Source organism: Paenibacillus sp. FSL L8-0641, assembly GCF_038006265.1.
Lineage (GTDB): Bacteria > Bacillota > Bacilli > Paenibacillales > Paenibacillaceae > Paenibacillus > Paenibacillus polymyxa_D.
The window spans coordinates 811431-827800 of record NZ_JBBOUW010000001.1 but is presented as its reverse complement, the minus strand read 5'-3'; the positions used below and the strand labels follow the sequence as shown (position 1 = coordinate 827800).

The following is a 16370-nucleotide window of genomic DNA, read 5'->3' as shown; positions in this document are numbered from 1 at the left end:
TAACGTAGTGAGCACGCTCACGAACCTTTGTTAGGAGGTTGATAACATGGCAGTACAGCTATCTAATCAAGTGTTCTCCATCTCTGTCGGAGATTACGGGGATCTCTCTTCCTTGCGACTGGTAGGGGACACTTTTAATACCAACTATGTTATGAACAGCTCCAACGCACCTAAACAGAATACGTCGGATCATCAATGGCTGGGTGAACTCATGTTCACCTATCGTCTCGGCAACGGAGCGTGGACTCGGGCATGGACAAGCAATTCTGCTGATGCGCGCCAGATCACCTCTTCTGGAAACAGTGTCCAGGTAGCCTATCAGAATTCATCAAACCATCAGGGAATACGTAATTTCATTTTACATGAAACTTATTCGTTGGTTAACGATTATTTGCACTGGCAAATGAAAGTAACGAACAGCTCTAATCAAACGCTGGAGATCGGAGATTGGGGACTGCCACTTCCGTTTAACGAGTACTGGTCGGGTGGCAATAATGAACAAATTTATGAAACCAGAGTACTCTCACACTCCTTTGTAGGCCATAACAGTTCCTTTATTACCGCTGGACGACCTAGCGGCATCGGACCGTATGTACTACTAATCCCTGATGCCTCAACGGGGGCTGGTCTCGAATATCAGGACCATTGGAGAACTGAGGAGCATCCCGGCAGCACATGGGCTATGGAGCAAGGGGGCTGGTCTGAAGGACTGAATGTGTTCTATATCCACTCCAATGTCATCAAGAGCACCAACCGTGGCTATCTTGGAAGCACCAGTCTGTCGCTGGCTCCTGGTGAAAGCAAAACGTATGCTTTTAAATTTTACAAGGTAGCGGACGAGCAGGCCGTAGAGGACAGGCTGTACAGTGAGGGACATGTGGATGTGACCGTGGTTCCGGGTATGATCTTCCCAACCAATCTCAAGGCTAAATTCGATCTGCATACCAGCAAATCCATTACCTCTGTCACCGCGCAATATCCGTCGGAAACGACCATCAGCTATCTGGAAACAGCCCCTACAAACCATAAAATATATGAACTTACACTGGGACGACTGGGACATAACAATATTACGGTTAACTATGGTAACGGCGAAAAAACCGTTCTCCAGTTCTATGCCATCGAGCCAATCGAAGCTGCACTTCAGCGTCACTCTACCTTCATGGTCAACAGCACCCAATGGAACGTTCCGGGCGACCTGAGGGATAAGGTCTTTGATGACTGGATGATGCAGTACAAGGCCAAACGCAACAGCTTTGCTGGTTACTGGGGCTGGGGTGACGATTGGGGGCTAACTCACGGTCAGTTTCTGGCGGAGAAAAACGTTCAGAAGCCCGTGGCATCTGAGATCAAGGCAGTCGATGATTATTTGGAAGTGGCCATCTGGACGAATTTGATGGAAGGCCATCATAGCGATTATCTGGTTCCTGATTTCCTGATGCCGCAGCCTAATACGACACCAACGTACCGGGGCTATGCCTATCCGCACATTTATAATACGTTTTTTAGCATGTATAAACTTGCCAAGCTGTATCCCAACCTGATCAGCTATCGCAATAGCAAAAACACATATTTGCTACGTGCTTATCATATTTTTAAAGCGTTGTATGAAGGCCCTGTTGCCTATAACTGGAACACGGGACTCATGGGTGAGCTAACTACACCTGATATTATTATAGCGCTTCAGGAAGAAGGCTTGACCACCGAGGCTAACGACCTGATTGCCAAAATGGCTACCAAGTACAACAATTTCAAGAATACCACCTATCCTTATGGCTCTGAGTATAACTATGACAATACAGGCGAAGAAGCCGTATATACACTCGCCAAAATGAACAACAACACGACGATGATGAGCAAAATCAACGCCAAAACGCGTGCTGCACGCGGTCATATGCCTGTCTGGTACTATTACGCCGATCCGGTCACCATTACCGGAGAGAATTGGTGGAACTTCCAGTACACGACCTCACTGGCCGGCTATGCGATGGATGACTGGACACGTCGTTATTCGTCCAAGCCTGAAGTGGATCAGCGTCTATCCTATGCCGCCAAGCTGGCGAACATCGGGGCGATTAACTCGGGACAGATCAGCTCTGATCCTGCCAATATCGGGGCGGTATCGTGGACATATCAGGCAGGCAAAGGCAATTATGGCGCACTCGGTCTGGACGGCGGCCCTCTCTTTAACGGATGGTGTGGCATGTCCGGGGAAGCCGATCTAGGGCTGTTTGGAGCCATTAAAATTCTAAGCTCGGATGTTGCTGTCGATCCCATATTCGGTTTGTTCGGTTATGGCTGTGACGTTACAGAAAGCAATAACAGCTATACGGTTACTCCAAAAGACGGCGTATTCCAACGTCTGCATCTGATCACCCAGAAGCTGAGTCTGGAGTTGAACCGGGATCAATATAGCTTGGCCATCGTGTCCAAGTCCAAGAACAACATGCGCCTGACACTGAAAAATATGACCCCAGGCACGACTCATACTACCGTTATGAGCTTGACCGGACTCGCGGCAGGTACGTATGACGTGCTCGTAGACGGCACAAAAACCGGATCAGTCACGGCTGCTAACAGCTCTGCGATCACGGTCAGACTGAATATCGGTACGGCAGCCAACTATGATATCCGTATTCAGTCGAGTACAGGTAATCCGTCTCCCGCTGGAGACATCATAGCCCGTTATGAATTTGACGAAACGGCCGGATCTACCGCAGCCGATTCGTCAGGTTATGGACAGCAGGCCAGTGTAAATGGAGGCGCGTGGGGAGCCGGACGGAAAGGCAATGCCCTGCACTTTAACGGTACAGACGCCTATGCTAGCCTGCCCGGTGGTATCGTTAGCAGCCTCAATGACTTTACCATTGCCGCGTGGGTACGGGTGAACACGCATAACGGCTGGGCACGCCTGTTTGATTTTGGAGCAGGCACGGATCGGTATATGTTTTTGACACCTAAGGCCGAGGGAACTGGTATGCGCTTCGCTATCACTATCGCGGGGAACGGAAAGGAACAACAGTTGAATGCGCCGGAGCTAGCAACAGGGGTTTGGAAGCATGTCGCCGTGACTTTGTCAGGCAATACTGGAATGATGTATGTGGACGGTGTAGAGGCGACGCGTAACACGAACATGACGCTGAATCCTTCCAGTCTTGGACTGACAAACCGGAACTATATTGGGAAATCCCAGTTTGATGATCCCTATCTGAACGGCGCAGTAGATGAACTGATCATTTACAACAGAGCCCTGACCGCTCAGGAAATCCGGGGCTTGGCCTCGGCAAGTAGCATCATTACAGCCCCTGATGTGGGAGTCCAAGCATATGCTGAGGGGGCAGATTAGAATGCATTATGCATTCATTCATGCCGTTAACGTTTTAGATTGTGAATGATTTGTATTATGAATGATTTGTATCGTGAAACATTTGCATCGTAAATGATTGGGATCGTGAATTATTTCTGCTGGTGCTTCTCATTGCCTCCGCCCCGGATTTCTTATATTAATTCTGTAATCAGGGGAGAAATCCGGGGAGGTGATGCTTCCGAAGTGAGCCTTCCTGTGGAAATCTCTTAAAGCGACCACTTTACCAAAGTAATCAGCGGCAGCTATTCCATCTATAGATCAATTAGCTTCGTCTAATACGTGTCGTTCTTGGTCTTAAGCGAGCGAGTTCCTCACTGGTGAGTTGTCTAGTATAGGAGCGAGGGGAAGACCCTGTATCTACCCTCAGCACCCTGCCTGCCCCGCTGGGTCGGGCTACTCGTGTGTTGAATACCTGCATGGCCCACTGCACTGGAAAGGCTATGGATAAGCGACCATCTGCCGTGCCTGCATAATTAACCGCAGCTGCATAATTATCAGACTGTCTGAGCCATACAGAGCCAGAATCCCCGGGTAGTGATACAGAAGTCGTACCTCTAATAACTGTCTGATCTTCGAAGGTCAGTAAGCCCAACTCTCCACCATAATTGATTTGCAGGTCCGTATAGACGGACTCTACCGTGCCATTGACCCGCCCGGTCGTACGCCCTACCTTCTTCAACCTATCCCCTATGCGATAAGCGGTCACATGACCCGGAATCGCTCCTACTGTGGCATAACGCGGATTGAGCAGGTTGTTACGGGTCGGAAGCGAAAGCGCCCCATCAATCAGGTTCGTTCCGGTAGGATTCAAGCGCACGTAACGATATAGCCGTCCTATACGATCCTGAGCAACCGTCCCCCCATCGGCTCCGCCTGGCTGAATTGTAGCCTCCCGATTGTCTGTATTGGAGGGATTGAGGACATGGTTGTTGCTAAAAAGATAACGTGTAGCCGGCGCTCCAGTTGGGGCGACGATGAGTCCGGTTGTACCGGAGCCTTCAATCGTCCCGACACTGTAGCCGGCGATGACCGGGCGTATGCGCACTCTGTAGTCCGTAGCATTGGCTCTGATCTTTCCAGTCTTTACAATTCGGACTGGAACGTTTGTTTTCTTTCCTAATGCGGTGGCCGACAGGAGTCCAGTAGAGGCCGACGCTAAACGGTCCGTGTACACAATGACAGCGGCTCCCCTTTTGGGATGGGCAGGGTCCCTGTATCCTACGCCAATGCCGTGGACACCGGACATTTTTAAGACTCGCTTGGCCATCCGCTTTTTCACTTGAAGCGCGGCCGAGAAGGTAGCCAACATGATCATCTCCTTTTACATTCAGATGAAATATTGTATGGCTAAGGCCGCTTCGCGTTCCATTTGATCTACGATCGCTGTATTGAAAAGCATATGAAAACATACCATAAAATGGTACACTTATTTCCGAAATTGACATCTTATCATTTGATTCTGATGTTCAAGGAGGTACTTTATGTTTTCAATCATGTTGACATACAGCATACAAGCAATTGCAATTTTACTAATTATCTTTGAATTGTTGAGAAAAAACAGAAAAAAAGTAGGCTGGGGATCACTTTCACTGCTGTTATCTCTTCTTGGCATGGCTGTTTCTTTTGAATTTGGCGATTACATATTGGGAGACCAGTTGCTTTCCTTTTTTGGATTGTCCGCATGGTCCAATCCTGTCGATAATACTAGGTTTCACTACACCATTTATCTATCCAGTATTTTTTTTATTCCCAGTTTAATCATTGGATATAAAAATCCTAAAGAGTTTGGAGCTACAATCGGAAAACGGGTTTCTAGTATATATCTAACTTTGATCATCATTTCGCTTTTATTTTTTATTATAAGTATTTTCTCGAAGTAACGTTGGATGTGCGTCGTTCCAAAACAAAAGCCTTTCTCAGCGGAGGGTTTCTGTTTTATCACATTAATTCCGAACATTCCTGGGTGGGTAATTAGATTAAGGAGCTGATATTATCTATAATTCATTTACCTCAACATTTTTTGCTGCGTTAACTGCAATCACCCTCATAACGCTGCCAAAATTAGAAGCTAGGGTGAGTAAGAGAACAATGTTGAAAGTGAGAATTTCCATAATAACAACAGTTCTGCTGATCGGAGTCGTGTTGTATATCATTGACCCTCAGTGGTGGATCATTGTAGCCTTTGCAATTTTGTTTGTAACCCTTCCTATCTTTTTATTGAAACGTTGGCGCGAAAAAAGCTGAATCAGAGAAAAAGCCTTCCTTATTGATAGGAAGGCTTTCCACCTTATCCCTTAACCGCTCCCTCCGCGATTCCTTCCATAATGAATTTCTGAAAGAATGCATAGATCAGGATAACCGGGATGGAGGTCAGCACGAGTGCGGCCAGAATAAGCGACCATTCCTTGTTGTACTCTCCAAACAGCATATTGGTCGAGAGAATCAGGGTGTAATGGTTCACATCCGTCAACATCAACAATGGAAGTAAAAAGTCATTCCAAATCCACAAGAAATCCAAAATCGCGATAGTAACTGTAATCGGCAGCAGCAAAGGAAATATAATGCGAAAGAACGTCTGAAACTCATTACAACCGTCCATTTGTGCGGATTCTTCCAGCTCACGTGGGATGGATTTGACAAATCCATGATACAAAAAGATCGCCATATTCACACCCAAGCCGATATAGATCAGGGCCAAGCCGTACGTACTGCCCTGAACGGACAAATCTTTTGCCATTCGTGTAAGCGGTATCATAATGGAGTGAAACGGCACCAGCATCGATGCGACAAATAGGAAGAAAATCGCACTGCTCAGTTTCCCCTGTGTACGAGACAGCTTGTAGCCTGCCAGCGCCGAACAGATCACAATGCCACCAATGCCGATAAAAGAAATAATCGTGGAATTCAGAGCGCTGTTCAGCAAATGAGTCTGATGAAAAGCCTGACTGTAATTTTCAAAATGAAGCTTTGTTGGCAGCGCTGTAAAGGATGCAAACATCTCACCCTGTGTTTTAAACGAATTAATTACCGCCATGTAGATCGGGAAGAAGGACACGACTGCGCCCACGCACAAAATCAGCGTAATCAGCAAGGAATTGGCTTTCTTCAACCTCATGCCTCCACCTCCCTCTTCTTCATGACACGCAGTTGAATCAGGGTGAAAATGAGAACAATCGCGAACAAAATAACAGATTTGGCACTCGCATAACCATAACGGAAGTTGTTGGAGAACGCCTCCTCATAAATGTTCATTGTAATCACCTGTGTACTGCGCCCCGGCCCCCCGCCAGTCAGTCCGTATACGACCTCATACACCTTGAAGGCACCATTCAGCGTCAGGAAGAAACAGATCGTAATCGCATGAGTAATCATCGGCATCGTCACACTTCGCAATGTCTGAAATGCGTTCGCCCCGTCAATAATCGCAGCTTCCTTCAAGCTTTGTGGTACACCTTGAAGCGCAGCCAGATAGATGATCATCATATAACCGACGCCATTCCAGAGCGACACGATAATAATAGCGAAGAAAGATACTTTCGGATCGCCCAGCCACGATTGGCCCAAAAAGGCGATAGCCGTCTTTTCGGCGATCTGTGGCAGCACGGAGGAAAAAACGAATGTCCACATAAATGCGCTAATAATGGTACTGATCATATTGGGCATAAAAAATATCGTCCGGAAAAATCCTTTGGTACGTGTACGCGACTCAATCAACACTGCCAGTGCCAGCGCCAGTACATTTTGCAGCACAATCATGACGAATACGTATTTAAGGGTAAACCAAAGGGAATTGAGAAAATCGGGGTCTTCTTTCAACGATTCCACAAAGTTCCCCAAGCCGATAAAGCTGTAATTGGGATTCAATCCGTTCCAGTCTGTAAAGCTGTAGTACATGCCGCTGATCGTTGGAATGAGCAGGAAGATGGCATAAAAGATCAGCGCCGGGGCTGTAAACGCCAGTAGCATGACGTATTTTTTATAGATTTTAAAAGGCATGGAGTCTCTCCCTCCTGGTGTAATTCTGTAGGTTACCGTTACTTGTTCACTTTGTTATACGATTTCCATGCCTTATCCAGCGCCTTAATGACATCATCCTGCGAGAGCTGACCCGCATAATAGGATTGTAGCGATTTGCCTGCCTCGTCCTTGACCGCTTGCGGGATCGATGGATCTTGGTACGACTTGCCTGCTTTTACGTATTCGGTAGCGTCATTAACCCAAGGATAGCTTTTAAACGTATGCACTTTGGAGATCGGGTTAAATTTCAATGCTTCATAGAACGCACTGGAATCCTTGTCATCCAGCACATAGTTAACAAAATCGAGCGCAACCTCCTTATTCTTGCTTGTAGAGGATACAGCCAGCGAAGTCGAAGTGGACAAATTGATCAATGTCGCATTCGGATCGTCATTGATCGGCAGCGGAGCTACCCCAAAATCCATCTTCGGATCCGATTTTAAAATCGTTTCTGCAAACCACGGTCCCTGAATCCACATCGCCGCTTTACCCGAGGCAAACGCAGCCGATCCATCATCCCCACCGATTTCCAGCGCCTTGTCCGTACCGTTGCTATTCACCAGATCAATAATATCGAACATGCTCTTCATTTCGGAAAAAGAGCCTTTATCCTGATTCATCCGGTCGATAAAATCCTTATTCTGTGTGTTCATCATCGCACCCGCTGTCAGCGGCACGAACAGCTGTGGAATCCAGGATTCCTTGTAGGACAACAGGAACGGTTTCACATTATTCGCTTTCAGCTTCTCGACCACTGCCTTCATTTCGGTTAACGTTCCCGGCGGCTGCAAATCCAAATCCTTAAATATCTTTTTATTGTACAAGTAGCCCCATGAGATCGTCTCCAAAGGAACCGCTACGACCTTTCCGTCTTTGGTTGTCACCGAAGGCTTCACACTATCCATCAATTTGTTAACAAAAGGCTGACCGGACAAATCCTCCAAATAGCCCGCTTTATAAAACGGAGGGATTTCATTCACTGCGTGCAATGCAAATACGTCCGGCGCATCGTTGGATGCGAGTCTTGTCTTCAAAATTTGTGCAGCGTTGTCCGCAGGCGGCATCTCCAGTTGAACAGTAACGTCGATATTTTTATCTTTCTTCTCTTTCGCTACGAACGCATTAATGTATTTATCGTAGTGCTCCTTCAAACGGGGCTGAGCAATAAACATTTTGAGATTCACCGTTTTGCCGTCTCCACCGGAACCGCTGCTGTCACTGCCTGAAGAATTCGCTCCACACCCGGCCAATAACGTGCCAACCAGCATTGTGCTCAATACACCTTTCCACATTTTCATAAAAAATGACCTCCCCTATTTTGAAAATAACTGCTACCCACCGACAAATCAGTTGTTATTCAAAGCAGCTATGCCGCCGGTCTTCAACCTCTATTCAGCTCTGTGCGAACTTCATAAAGGCCAAATTCCTTTGTACAACTTGTTTTGTATACGCTTTCATTATAGAATGGGAGGTCACTTCTGCCATTGGACACCCTTAGCTTATTGGATTGGACTTTTTTAAACTTCCTTCCTCATTTCACCGGGTGCCATGCCAAAATGCTTTTTAAATACCCGATAGAAATAAGACACATCCTCATATCCTGCCATCTCCGCAACTGCTTTAATTGAAACCTGTTTATTGACCAGCCATTCTCGCGCCTTTTCCATTCTTCGCGCTACAATATAGTCCGTTACATTTTGACCATACTCCTGCTTAAATACCTTGCTCATATACTCCTTGCTCACAAAAAAGTTTTTCGCCAACTGCTCCAGTGTAATCGGCCCAGCAAAGTGACTGTCAATATATCGCCGTACCTCTTCTAAATTCAGCTTGTTTTTGTATTTCCGCTGCCGAATGAGCTGATCCAGTTCCTGAACATAGCACGACGATACGAATTCCAGCGCATGTTCTACAGAGGATACGGCATCCTGCGACAGTAGAGATCCTGCCTTTGCCGTAGAAGTATCCAGCCCGTTATCCGCTGCCAGCTCTTTCAGCAGGGAAAGAAGCTCCTGCACTAGCCTGCCTAGCATAGGTGGACTCGGCGCTCCATAACTCTCCAGCTCCTGCATAACCTGTCTGCAGGTTAGGTTCACCCCGTCACAGTTCAACTCATTAAAATAAAGACGCAGCAGTTGCTTATACCGGGTCAGCTTGTGAAAAAACTCATAATCCAGCTCCGTCGCTTCTTGCTGCTGTTCAGCAGCCTTGACCTCCAGATCGTTTTTGCATTTGAGCAACACTGCATTCAGCTCGGCAGGATTGACTGGCTTTAACAAATAATCGACGGCCTTGTAACGGATGGCATGTTTGGCATACGCAAAGTCATCATATCCGCTCACGACAATGATTTTTACATCAGGACAATGGTTATTTAGCGCTTGCAGCAGCTCCACTCCGTCCGCACCTGGCATGTGCATATCCGTAATCACAATATGGGGAGCTAACTCCCCGACTAGTCTGAACGCCTCGTCTCCGTCCTCAGCCTCACCCACTACCAACATTCCGAGTTTTTCCCATGTGCCAAATGTCTTCAGAATATCGCGATTCCACGGCTCATCGTCCACAATTAATACTCTGATCATACTTTTCCCTCCTCTGCTGAGATGAATGGAATGCGGATGGTAACACGTGTACCAACACCCTGCTCACTATCTATCATCACTCCGTAGTGCACTCCAAAATTCATCCGTATGCGTGAAGACACATTGCTCAATCCGATATGACTACCCTGCGCCCAGATCGGTTCCTCCGACGCGTTTTCCAGCTTTGCCCGTACTTTTTCCAGCTTGTCCGGGGTCATGCCGTTTCCATTATCGCAAACCGTAATACACACATCTTCTCTCATAATCTCCACTCGAATTCCCATTAGCCATGCCCCTGCCTTACGGTCAAGACCGTGCTGAAACGCGTTTTCTAACAATGGCTGAAGCGATAGCTTAGGCAGACGAATATCCATCGCCTGTTCTTCCGTCTCCACCTGAAACACTAATCTTTGGGGAAATCGACGTTGTTGGATGCGCATATAATGCCCTACATGGTCGAGCTCTGCGCGTAAAGAGGCCAAATCCTGAGGCTCCCGTACCACGTAACGGAACATCTCACTCAGCGACCGAATAACTTCATAGGTGTCCTCCGGCTTTTGAGAAAATACCATACTCCCGATCATTTGCAGTGTATTTTGCAGAAAATGTGGATGAATCTGTGCCTGGAGCGCTTTCAATTCAGCCGTCTTTTTTTGCAAATTGATACTGTATTCTGTCTGGATATGCTCGCGGATTCGGCCTGCCATCCCATGCAGACTTCTTTCCAGCAGTCCTATCTCATCCGGACGTGTACTTGGCTGTCCAACCGGCCCTTTGATCATATCCAGCTCCTGTACGGAACGTGCCAAATGAACAATCGGACGTGCAGTCCGCCATGCGATGAAAACGGCAATGCAGATGGAAACCAGGATTGAAATCACGCCGACGATGATACCATACAGCATGGTTGAAAAGGCGCTGTGGTTAATGGAGGAAGTGGGTACGATTTTGACCAGCTTCAGCCCAACTACATCCAGATCATTATAGAACACATAATGTTCAGCAGTTTGAATCATCCCGGGGCCCGGCTTAACGTCACGCAGAGCTGTCAGCACTCCTGCAGGAGGAGGCGACTGAAGAGCCTGTGCTGGATACATAACCCTGCCATCTGCATCTGTAATCAACACTTGATGCTGATCCCCTCGTCCCAGCAGGCCCAGCGTCTGATCGAATTGAGACCACAATACATCCAAAGAAATAGCTCCCGTCTGCTTTTGGTCTTCAAAACGCCGAATACTGCGCGTCAGAGTAAAGCGTTCCGGGTCAGTAGAGCTTGGGCGAATCAAATAATCCTTATTCGCTTGCCACATCTCGGCATACTGTGGGGGAATACCGCTCACCGTCGTAATTTCATTTTGCATGCTATTGAAGGTAAACAAGGTTTGCGATTGCTTCGAATAAAGCTGGATGCCGATCACATGACTTCCGGCCGAATAATACACATTCGCCATCGTATTCAGCATTTTTCGCTGGGCATTAAATTGGCTTGAAAGATTGTCAGGCTCGCGCTCATTCAAATAATCGCTCAGATCAGGACTGATCTGAATGCTGTAAATCAGATGATTCAGACGATCTAGCTGATCGCTGATATAGATCCCCGTCCATTTCATATTGGACATGTTCGTCTCTACCACTTCCGTTTCCATGGAAGCTCTGCTTTTCTCCGCAGCCAGCACCGTGACAGCAATGACCGGCAGCACAGACAAAACAACCATCGTCAAGATCAGCTTGAGCTGAATGCTACGTCGATACGGGGCCGTCAGCGCCCGGAACCAGCGAACTGCTCGGGTTGGCATAGCGATGCACTCCTCTTTCAGCCATATGCGAAAACGCCCCGCAATTCGCAGGGGCGCTTCATGTACCGGATACTCCCGGGGAAAACCTATATGATATTATTCGTAAGTTGGTTTCAGCTCATTATTCATCATTTACGCTTCTTCGATAATTATAACACCCCAAGGCTCTAATGGAAGCGTTTCTCCTTGGGTAACCGCATGCTCCCCAATCAGCTCCTTGCCGTCTCCATGCGGATAGACCACCGAGCCTGCTTGTTCAGAATAGTTAAAATAGTACCGGATTGTCCGTCCTAGCTCATTCGTGCCGGATTTAACAATGATCGGATAAGACGTTTCCTGATCCAGTCCCCATACTCCTGCCTTTTTGGCTACAGAGCTGAATAGTTCGCGGATGACCGCCGGGCTGACGATACAGCCGATATAGGTCGCTGTTCCCTGACCATAGCGGTTTTGCGTAATTGCTGCATATTTGCCCCAATGCGGGTGATCGTAATAGGCCAATACTTCGGCGGTCGTCGGGGTAATCAGCTCCATCCACGTATCTACCTGATTGTCCTCTGGTGCCACCCCAAAAGGATTATTCTTAAGCGTCACTTTCTTCGGCTCCACGAACAAGCTGTAATGAATGCCGCAGGCTTCGCTAATCACGCCCGGCTGTCGGGACGTTCTCACCTGCACATGCTCGTTGGTAAATCCGCTTCGGAATGTGTATACTACATGACCACCTTTTTCCACATATCGGTTCAGCTTCTCCAGTAGTGCATCTGGGGCAGAATAGAGAACCGGGACGATCAAGAGATCATAGTCGTCAAACGATTCTGTACCTGGATGAACAATATCTGTCCCGATATTCAGTTTATACAACTCGTCATACAAACGACGTACGATGTCATTGTAATTCAACGGACTACTCATATTAAATTTAAACCAGTCAATTGACGTCAATGCTTCGTTGCTGACCAGAATCGCCGTTTTATTTTTTTTTTTCAAGTTGACCAAATGCGGAGACAATCTTGCAAAATCCTTCCCTATGGTCTGTGCTTCCTCATACACTGGATTCGGCTCAAAATCATGGCTCAGCAGACCCTTCCAGTAGGTTTCGAAGGAATTATGGATGGAATGCCAGTGCCAGTATGCCACCATATTGGCCCCTGAAGCCAGATGGCTGAACGCTTGCAGACGCAATTGCCCCGGATAGGGAACCCAGTGGGTAAAAGCCTGCGCTTCCGTTTCTAGCACTAGATAGTTGTTATTTTTCGTCGAACGTGCCACATCGCCACCGAAGGAAATTTCAATACCAGTCAGGTCATCCTGTGATGGATGGTAAATATCCACCCCAGTCACATCAAAGGCTTGCGATGCCGCAAAGTGATCCACGTCTGGCTGAACACCAAAGGAATGACCTCTCCATTCAAAATCAAAGTTTTGCGTAATAAATTGGTCCTCCCGCTTATATTCCTTCACCAGCGCGACCTGCCATGCCAGAAAGTCCGTCACCAGCTTGCGCTGGAATTGGGAAAAGGCTGCGCCCAAACTTCCATTAATCGTTCCGACCACTGAAGGAAAGTCCCCCCAGCTATTGATGCGATTACTCCAATAGTCCAGACCAAATTTGCGGTTTAGCTCCTCCAGCGATTCGAACCGCTCTCGCAGATACTTTACAAATTGCAATTGCACATTAGGCCCACTCGTGTTGTAATGCTTGGTCTCATTATCCGTCTGAAAGCCAATGACCGCCGGATGCTGACTCACCCGTCCGATCAGCTTGCGTATGATTCGCTCGGCATGAAACAGGTACACCGGGTTCGTAATGTCCATAATCTGGCGAGCACCATATTTGCCCGGCCCTTGAGGCGTTGTCGCCAATACATCAGGATGCTCCTTCACCAGCCACGTGGGTACGGCATAGGTGGGCGTCCCCACAATGGCTTCAATGCCCGCCTTATGCATGGCGTCCAGCACCCGATCCACAGAAGTAAAATCAAACACGCCATTTTGCGGTTCATGCGTACTCCAGGTGGATTCCGCAATCCGCACCACGTTGATGCCCGCATCCTTCATCATTTGGATATCCTGGTCCAAACGGTCATATGGCATATATTCATCATAATAGGCAACACCGTACAGTAGCTTTTTCATCAAGTCGTCCTCCAATTAGGTTCATCAGGATTTTGCAAAATTCGATTCCAGCCACTCCGAAGATCGGAGCACTAAGTGCATTCCATATACGGGCTAGTACAAATAGAGTACTGATAATTGAAACAGATATGTCAACATAATCCGCATCACTTTCAAAATGTCTATATATAAGCACTTTCTTTTATATAAAAGCTTATACAATAGCATTTGTAAGCGCTCTTTTATTATAGTTAAATGTTAGATACAATGAGATTGTCTAAGCGGTGTAAAATTTACCCTAATCGAAGGTGATCTGATGATATTAAATCCTGATGTTGATCCATCTCTATTTCATGATTGCCAATGGCTGCCCATTATTGACTGGAATGTGAAATTTTTTGGCGCCCATATTCACCGGGTCCAAGCGGATTGGTGCATGCCGGAGGAATCTCATATCGGTTTTGAAATTGCACTCATTTTAGAAGGTCGTCAGGAAACGATTATGGAAAATAACGTATATTCGGTTGGAGAAGGTGATATTTTAATCATTCCGCCGGGTTTTAAACATGTGAGTCAGTGTGTTTCCCCAAACGGCATGTACTATTTTAGCTCTCATTTTAATGTCGATGATCCATTATTCCGTCAGGAAATGATTAAAAGCAATCAGCTCTTTTTTCCGGCGGGTACTGAAACGAATGCCAAGCTGCAAAAGGTTGTCCATAGCTGGATTGGCATGGTGCGGAAAAGCGGAGAATATACGACAGCAGACCGTTTTCGCATGCAGATTGCCTTATTTGAGCTATTCGGGATATTCTCGCAAATGATATCTACCAGTTTGGAGCCCAGAATTGCGCCTTCATCCGTTCAATATGCCAAGGCCATCATGGAAGCTATTCAATCGAGGTTTAAGCCTTATCGGGAAGATGAATCTGGCGAGCAAGCGTTCCGACTTGAAGATGTGGCGGCTTCTCTCGGGATCAGTCCTGGCTATGCCCAGGAAGTGTTCCGCAAGGTATACGGCTATTCACCACGTCACTATCTATCGGAAACCAAGTTGCATGAAGCTAAGGTGTTGATCCAGCAGCCCAATCTACCACTCAACAAGGTAGCTTCCCTGCTCGGATACTCCAGTCTGGCTCATTTCAGCAGACAGTTCAAGCGCTGGACAGGCACCAGCCCACTTAAATACCGCCAAACGTTAAAACCGATTACTAATGAACAAAGGATTAAGATATAAGGACGGATAGCAAAGGCTCCACCGTGTTATTCAACCCAAAAAAAGAGCGTGACACCGAATATTGCGGCTGTCGCGCTCTTTTGTCTCTATTTTCTACAAGCTGTACCGTTGCCTTAATGATCTAAAATCTTCACCAAGCTCTCATCATTCGGATCACAGCCTAATATCCCCTATATGCTGGTGCACCACATACATCATCCCCATCAGGAATACGGCCAAAGCCAAGTAACCGATGCCGAATTTCCAGCGCGATGATGCGGGTACTTCGTAATACTTATCATTTTCAAACGGAATATAATCAATCCCACACAGCAATCTGAGCTGGTACGCATCCGGCGTCGGTATATGTTCCACACCGTTCAGCCATACATCCTGGACAAGACACTGCTGTGGCAGCAGAAGTGTCTGCTCCACATCCAGACTTTCCATATACACCGTCACATATTGCTGCCCCTCTAAATCCGAGTAGGTATTAAAAGATAATCTGCGCGTGTGCTCCGGTCCAGGCAGCGGATATCCTTGTTCATACAGATGCTGTACGTTCACCAGTGGCTTTTGCAAAAAGGATTGGACCTTAGCCTCTTCTTTATTGCGTTTAACATATTTTTTGTACAAATCGTAGGCAAAGAACGCCCATATCAAGAAAAATAAAAAGGATTTTAAATATACTACGACTACAATTCCACCCAATAGACCCACCAGCCACAGCCAACGCGTCACTGCCGTGGAAATCCGTCCTCCGTCGAGCGGATGAATCGGCAGCAGGTTGATCAGGTTCAGGAAAAAGCCGACATACGAGAGCGCATACAACAGGGGACTGTCTGTTGCATAGGCTCCTGCGTATACTGCCATAGCCCCAATCGTCCCCAGTAACGGGCCGCCCATGGCCACATAAGCCTCTGTCTGCGCATCCAAAGGTTGACGTTTCATGGTGATCAGCGCACCGAGAAAAGGAATAAATAATGGTGCTGATACGGGAAGCCCCTTGCGCTTGGCGGCCAATACATGTCCCAGCTCATGTACAAACAACAGCAACACGAAGCCGACCGCAAATCCCCACGGGTAAATGATCGCATATGTGCTAATCGTTATCGCCATAGATATCAGCGCACCGCCAAATTTACTGAATTTTAAAAGGGCAAGTAACGACTTGCCTTTCAGAAGAAGCAATGCTGCTGCACTACCAAGGTACCATTTGGATGAGCCGGATTTGGAATCGGTCTTTTTCTCTTCATTTTGCAAAAGTATCC

At 47.2% G+C, this 16370-nt stretch carries 11 protein-coding genes; 3 read left to right on the top strand and 8 right to left on the bottom strand.

Annotated elements, in window-relative coordinates:
- Positions 1-46 precede the first annotated feature (46 nt).
- Positions 47-3346, top strand: coding sequence for a DUF5695 domain-containing protein (locus MKY16_RS03610; RefSeq protein WP_340954142.1), 3300 nt, complete (start codon positions 47-49; stop codon positions 3344-3346).
- A gap of 283 nt (positions 3347-3629) precedes the next feature.
- Here MKY16_RS03610 and MKY16_RS03605 read toward each other — a convergent pair whose 3' ends face one another.
- Complete coding sequence (locus MKY16_RS03605) at positions 3630-4676, bottom strand: hypothetical protein (protein ID WP_340954141.1); 1047 nt, start codon at positions 4674-4676, stop codon at positions 3630-3632.
- 172 nt (positions 4677-4848) lie between these two features.
- Between MKY16_RS03605 and MKY16_RS03600 the strand changes: the two genes are divergently transcribed.
- Positions 4849-5247 (top strand): hypothetical protein, encoded by a 399-nt coding sequence (locus MKY16_RS03600; protein ID WP_029515842.1) that lies wholly within the window; start codon positions 4849-4851, stop codon positions 5245-5247.
- A gap of 407 nt (positions 5248-5654) precedes the next feature.
- On the opposite strand, the gene MKY16_RS03595 is transcribed toward MKY16_RS03600, so the two are convergent.
- The 6 genes from MKY16_RS03595 to MKY16_RS03570 all read right to left on the bottom strand — a co-directional run bounded on the left by MKY16_RS03595 (position 5655) and on the right by MKY16_RS03570 (position 13904).
- Positions 5655-6482, bottom strand: coding sequence for a carbohydrate ABC transporter permease (locus MKY16_RS03595; RefSeq protein WP_029515843.1), 828 nt, complete (start codon positions 6480-6482; stop codon positions 5655-5657).
- Positions 6479-7363, bottom strand: coding sequence for a carbohydrate ABC transporter permease (locus MKY16_RS03590; protein ID WP_029515844.1), 885 nt, complete (start codon positions 7361-7363; stop codon positions 6479-6481). Before MKY16_RS03590 ends, MKY16_RS03595 begins: the two co-directional genes overlap by 4 nt.
- A gap of 38 nt (positions 7364-7401) precedes the next feature.
- Positions 7402-8682, bottom strand: coding sequence for an ABC transporter substrate-binding protein (locus tag MKY16_RS03585; RefSeq protein WP_069010949.1), 1281 nt, complete (start codon positions 8680-8682; stop codon positions 7402-7404).
- Between the two features lie 219 nt (positions 8683-8901).
- A complete protein-coding gene (locus MKY16_RS03580) occupies positions 8902-9969 on the bottom strand; it encodes a response regulator transcription factor (protein WP_029515846.1) in 1068 nt (355 codons plus the stop codon).
- Complete coding sequence (locus tag MKY16_RS03575; protein WP_340931293.1) at positions 9966-11765, bottom strand: sensor histidine kinase; 1800 nt, start codon at positions 11763-11765, stop codon at positions 9966-9968. The genes MKY16_RS03580 and MKY16_RS03575 overlap by 4 nt, the downstream gene beginning before the upstream one ends.
- Positions 11766-11897: 132 nt before the next feature.
- Positions 11898-13904, bottom strand: coding sequence for a beta-galactosidase (locus MKY16_RS03570; protein ID WP_029515848.1), 2007 nt, complete (start codon positions 13902-13904; stop codon positions 11898-11900).
- Positions 13905-14199: 295 nt separating this feature from the next.
- Here MKY16_RS03570 and MKY16_RS03565 point away from each other — a divergent pair, with 295 nt between their 5' ends.
- On the top strand, positions 14200-15120 hold the full coding sequence (locus tag MKY16_RS03565) for an AraC family transcriptional regulator (protein WP_029515849.1): 921 nt from the start codon (positions 14200-14202) through the stop codon (positions 15118-15120).
- Positions 15121-15273: 153 nt separating this feature from the next.
- Here the strand turns inward: MKY16_RS03565 and MKY16_RS03560 are convergent, their stop codons facing one another.
- A complete protein-coding gene (locus MKY16_RS03560; protein WP_029515850.1) occupies positions 15274-16362 on the bottom strand; it encodes a site-2 protease family protein in 1089 nt (362 codons plus the stop codon).
- Between the last annotated feature and the right edge of the window lie 8 nt (positions 16363-16370).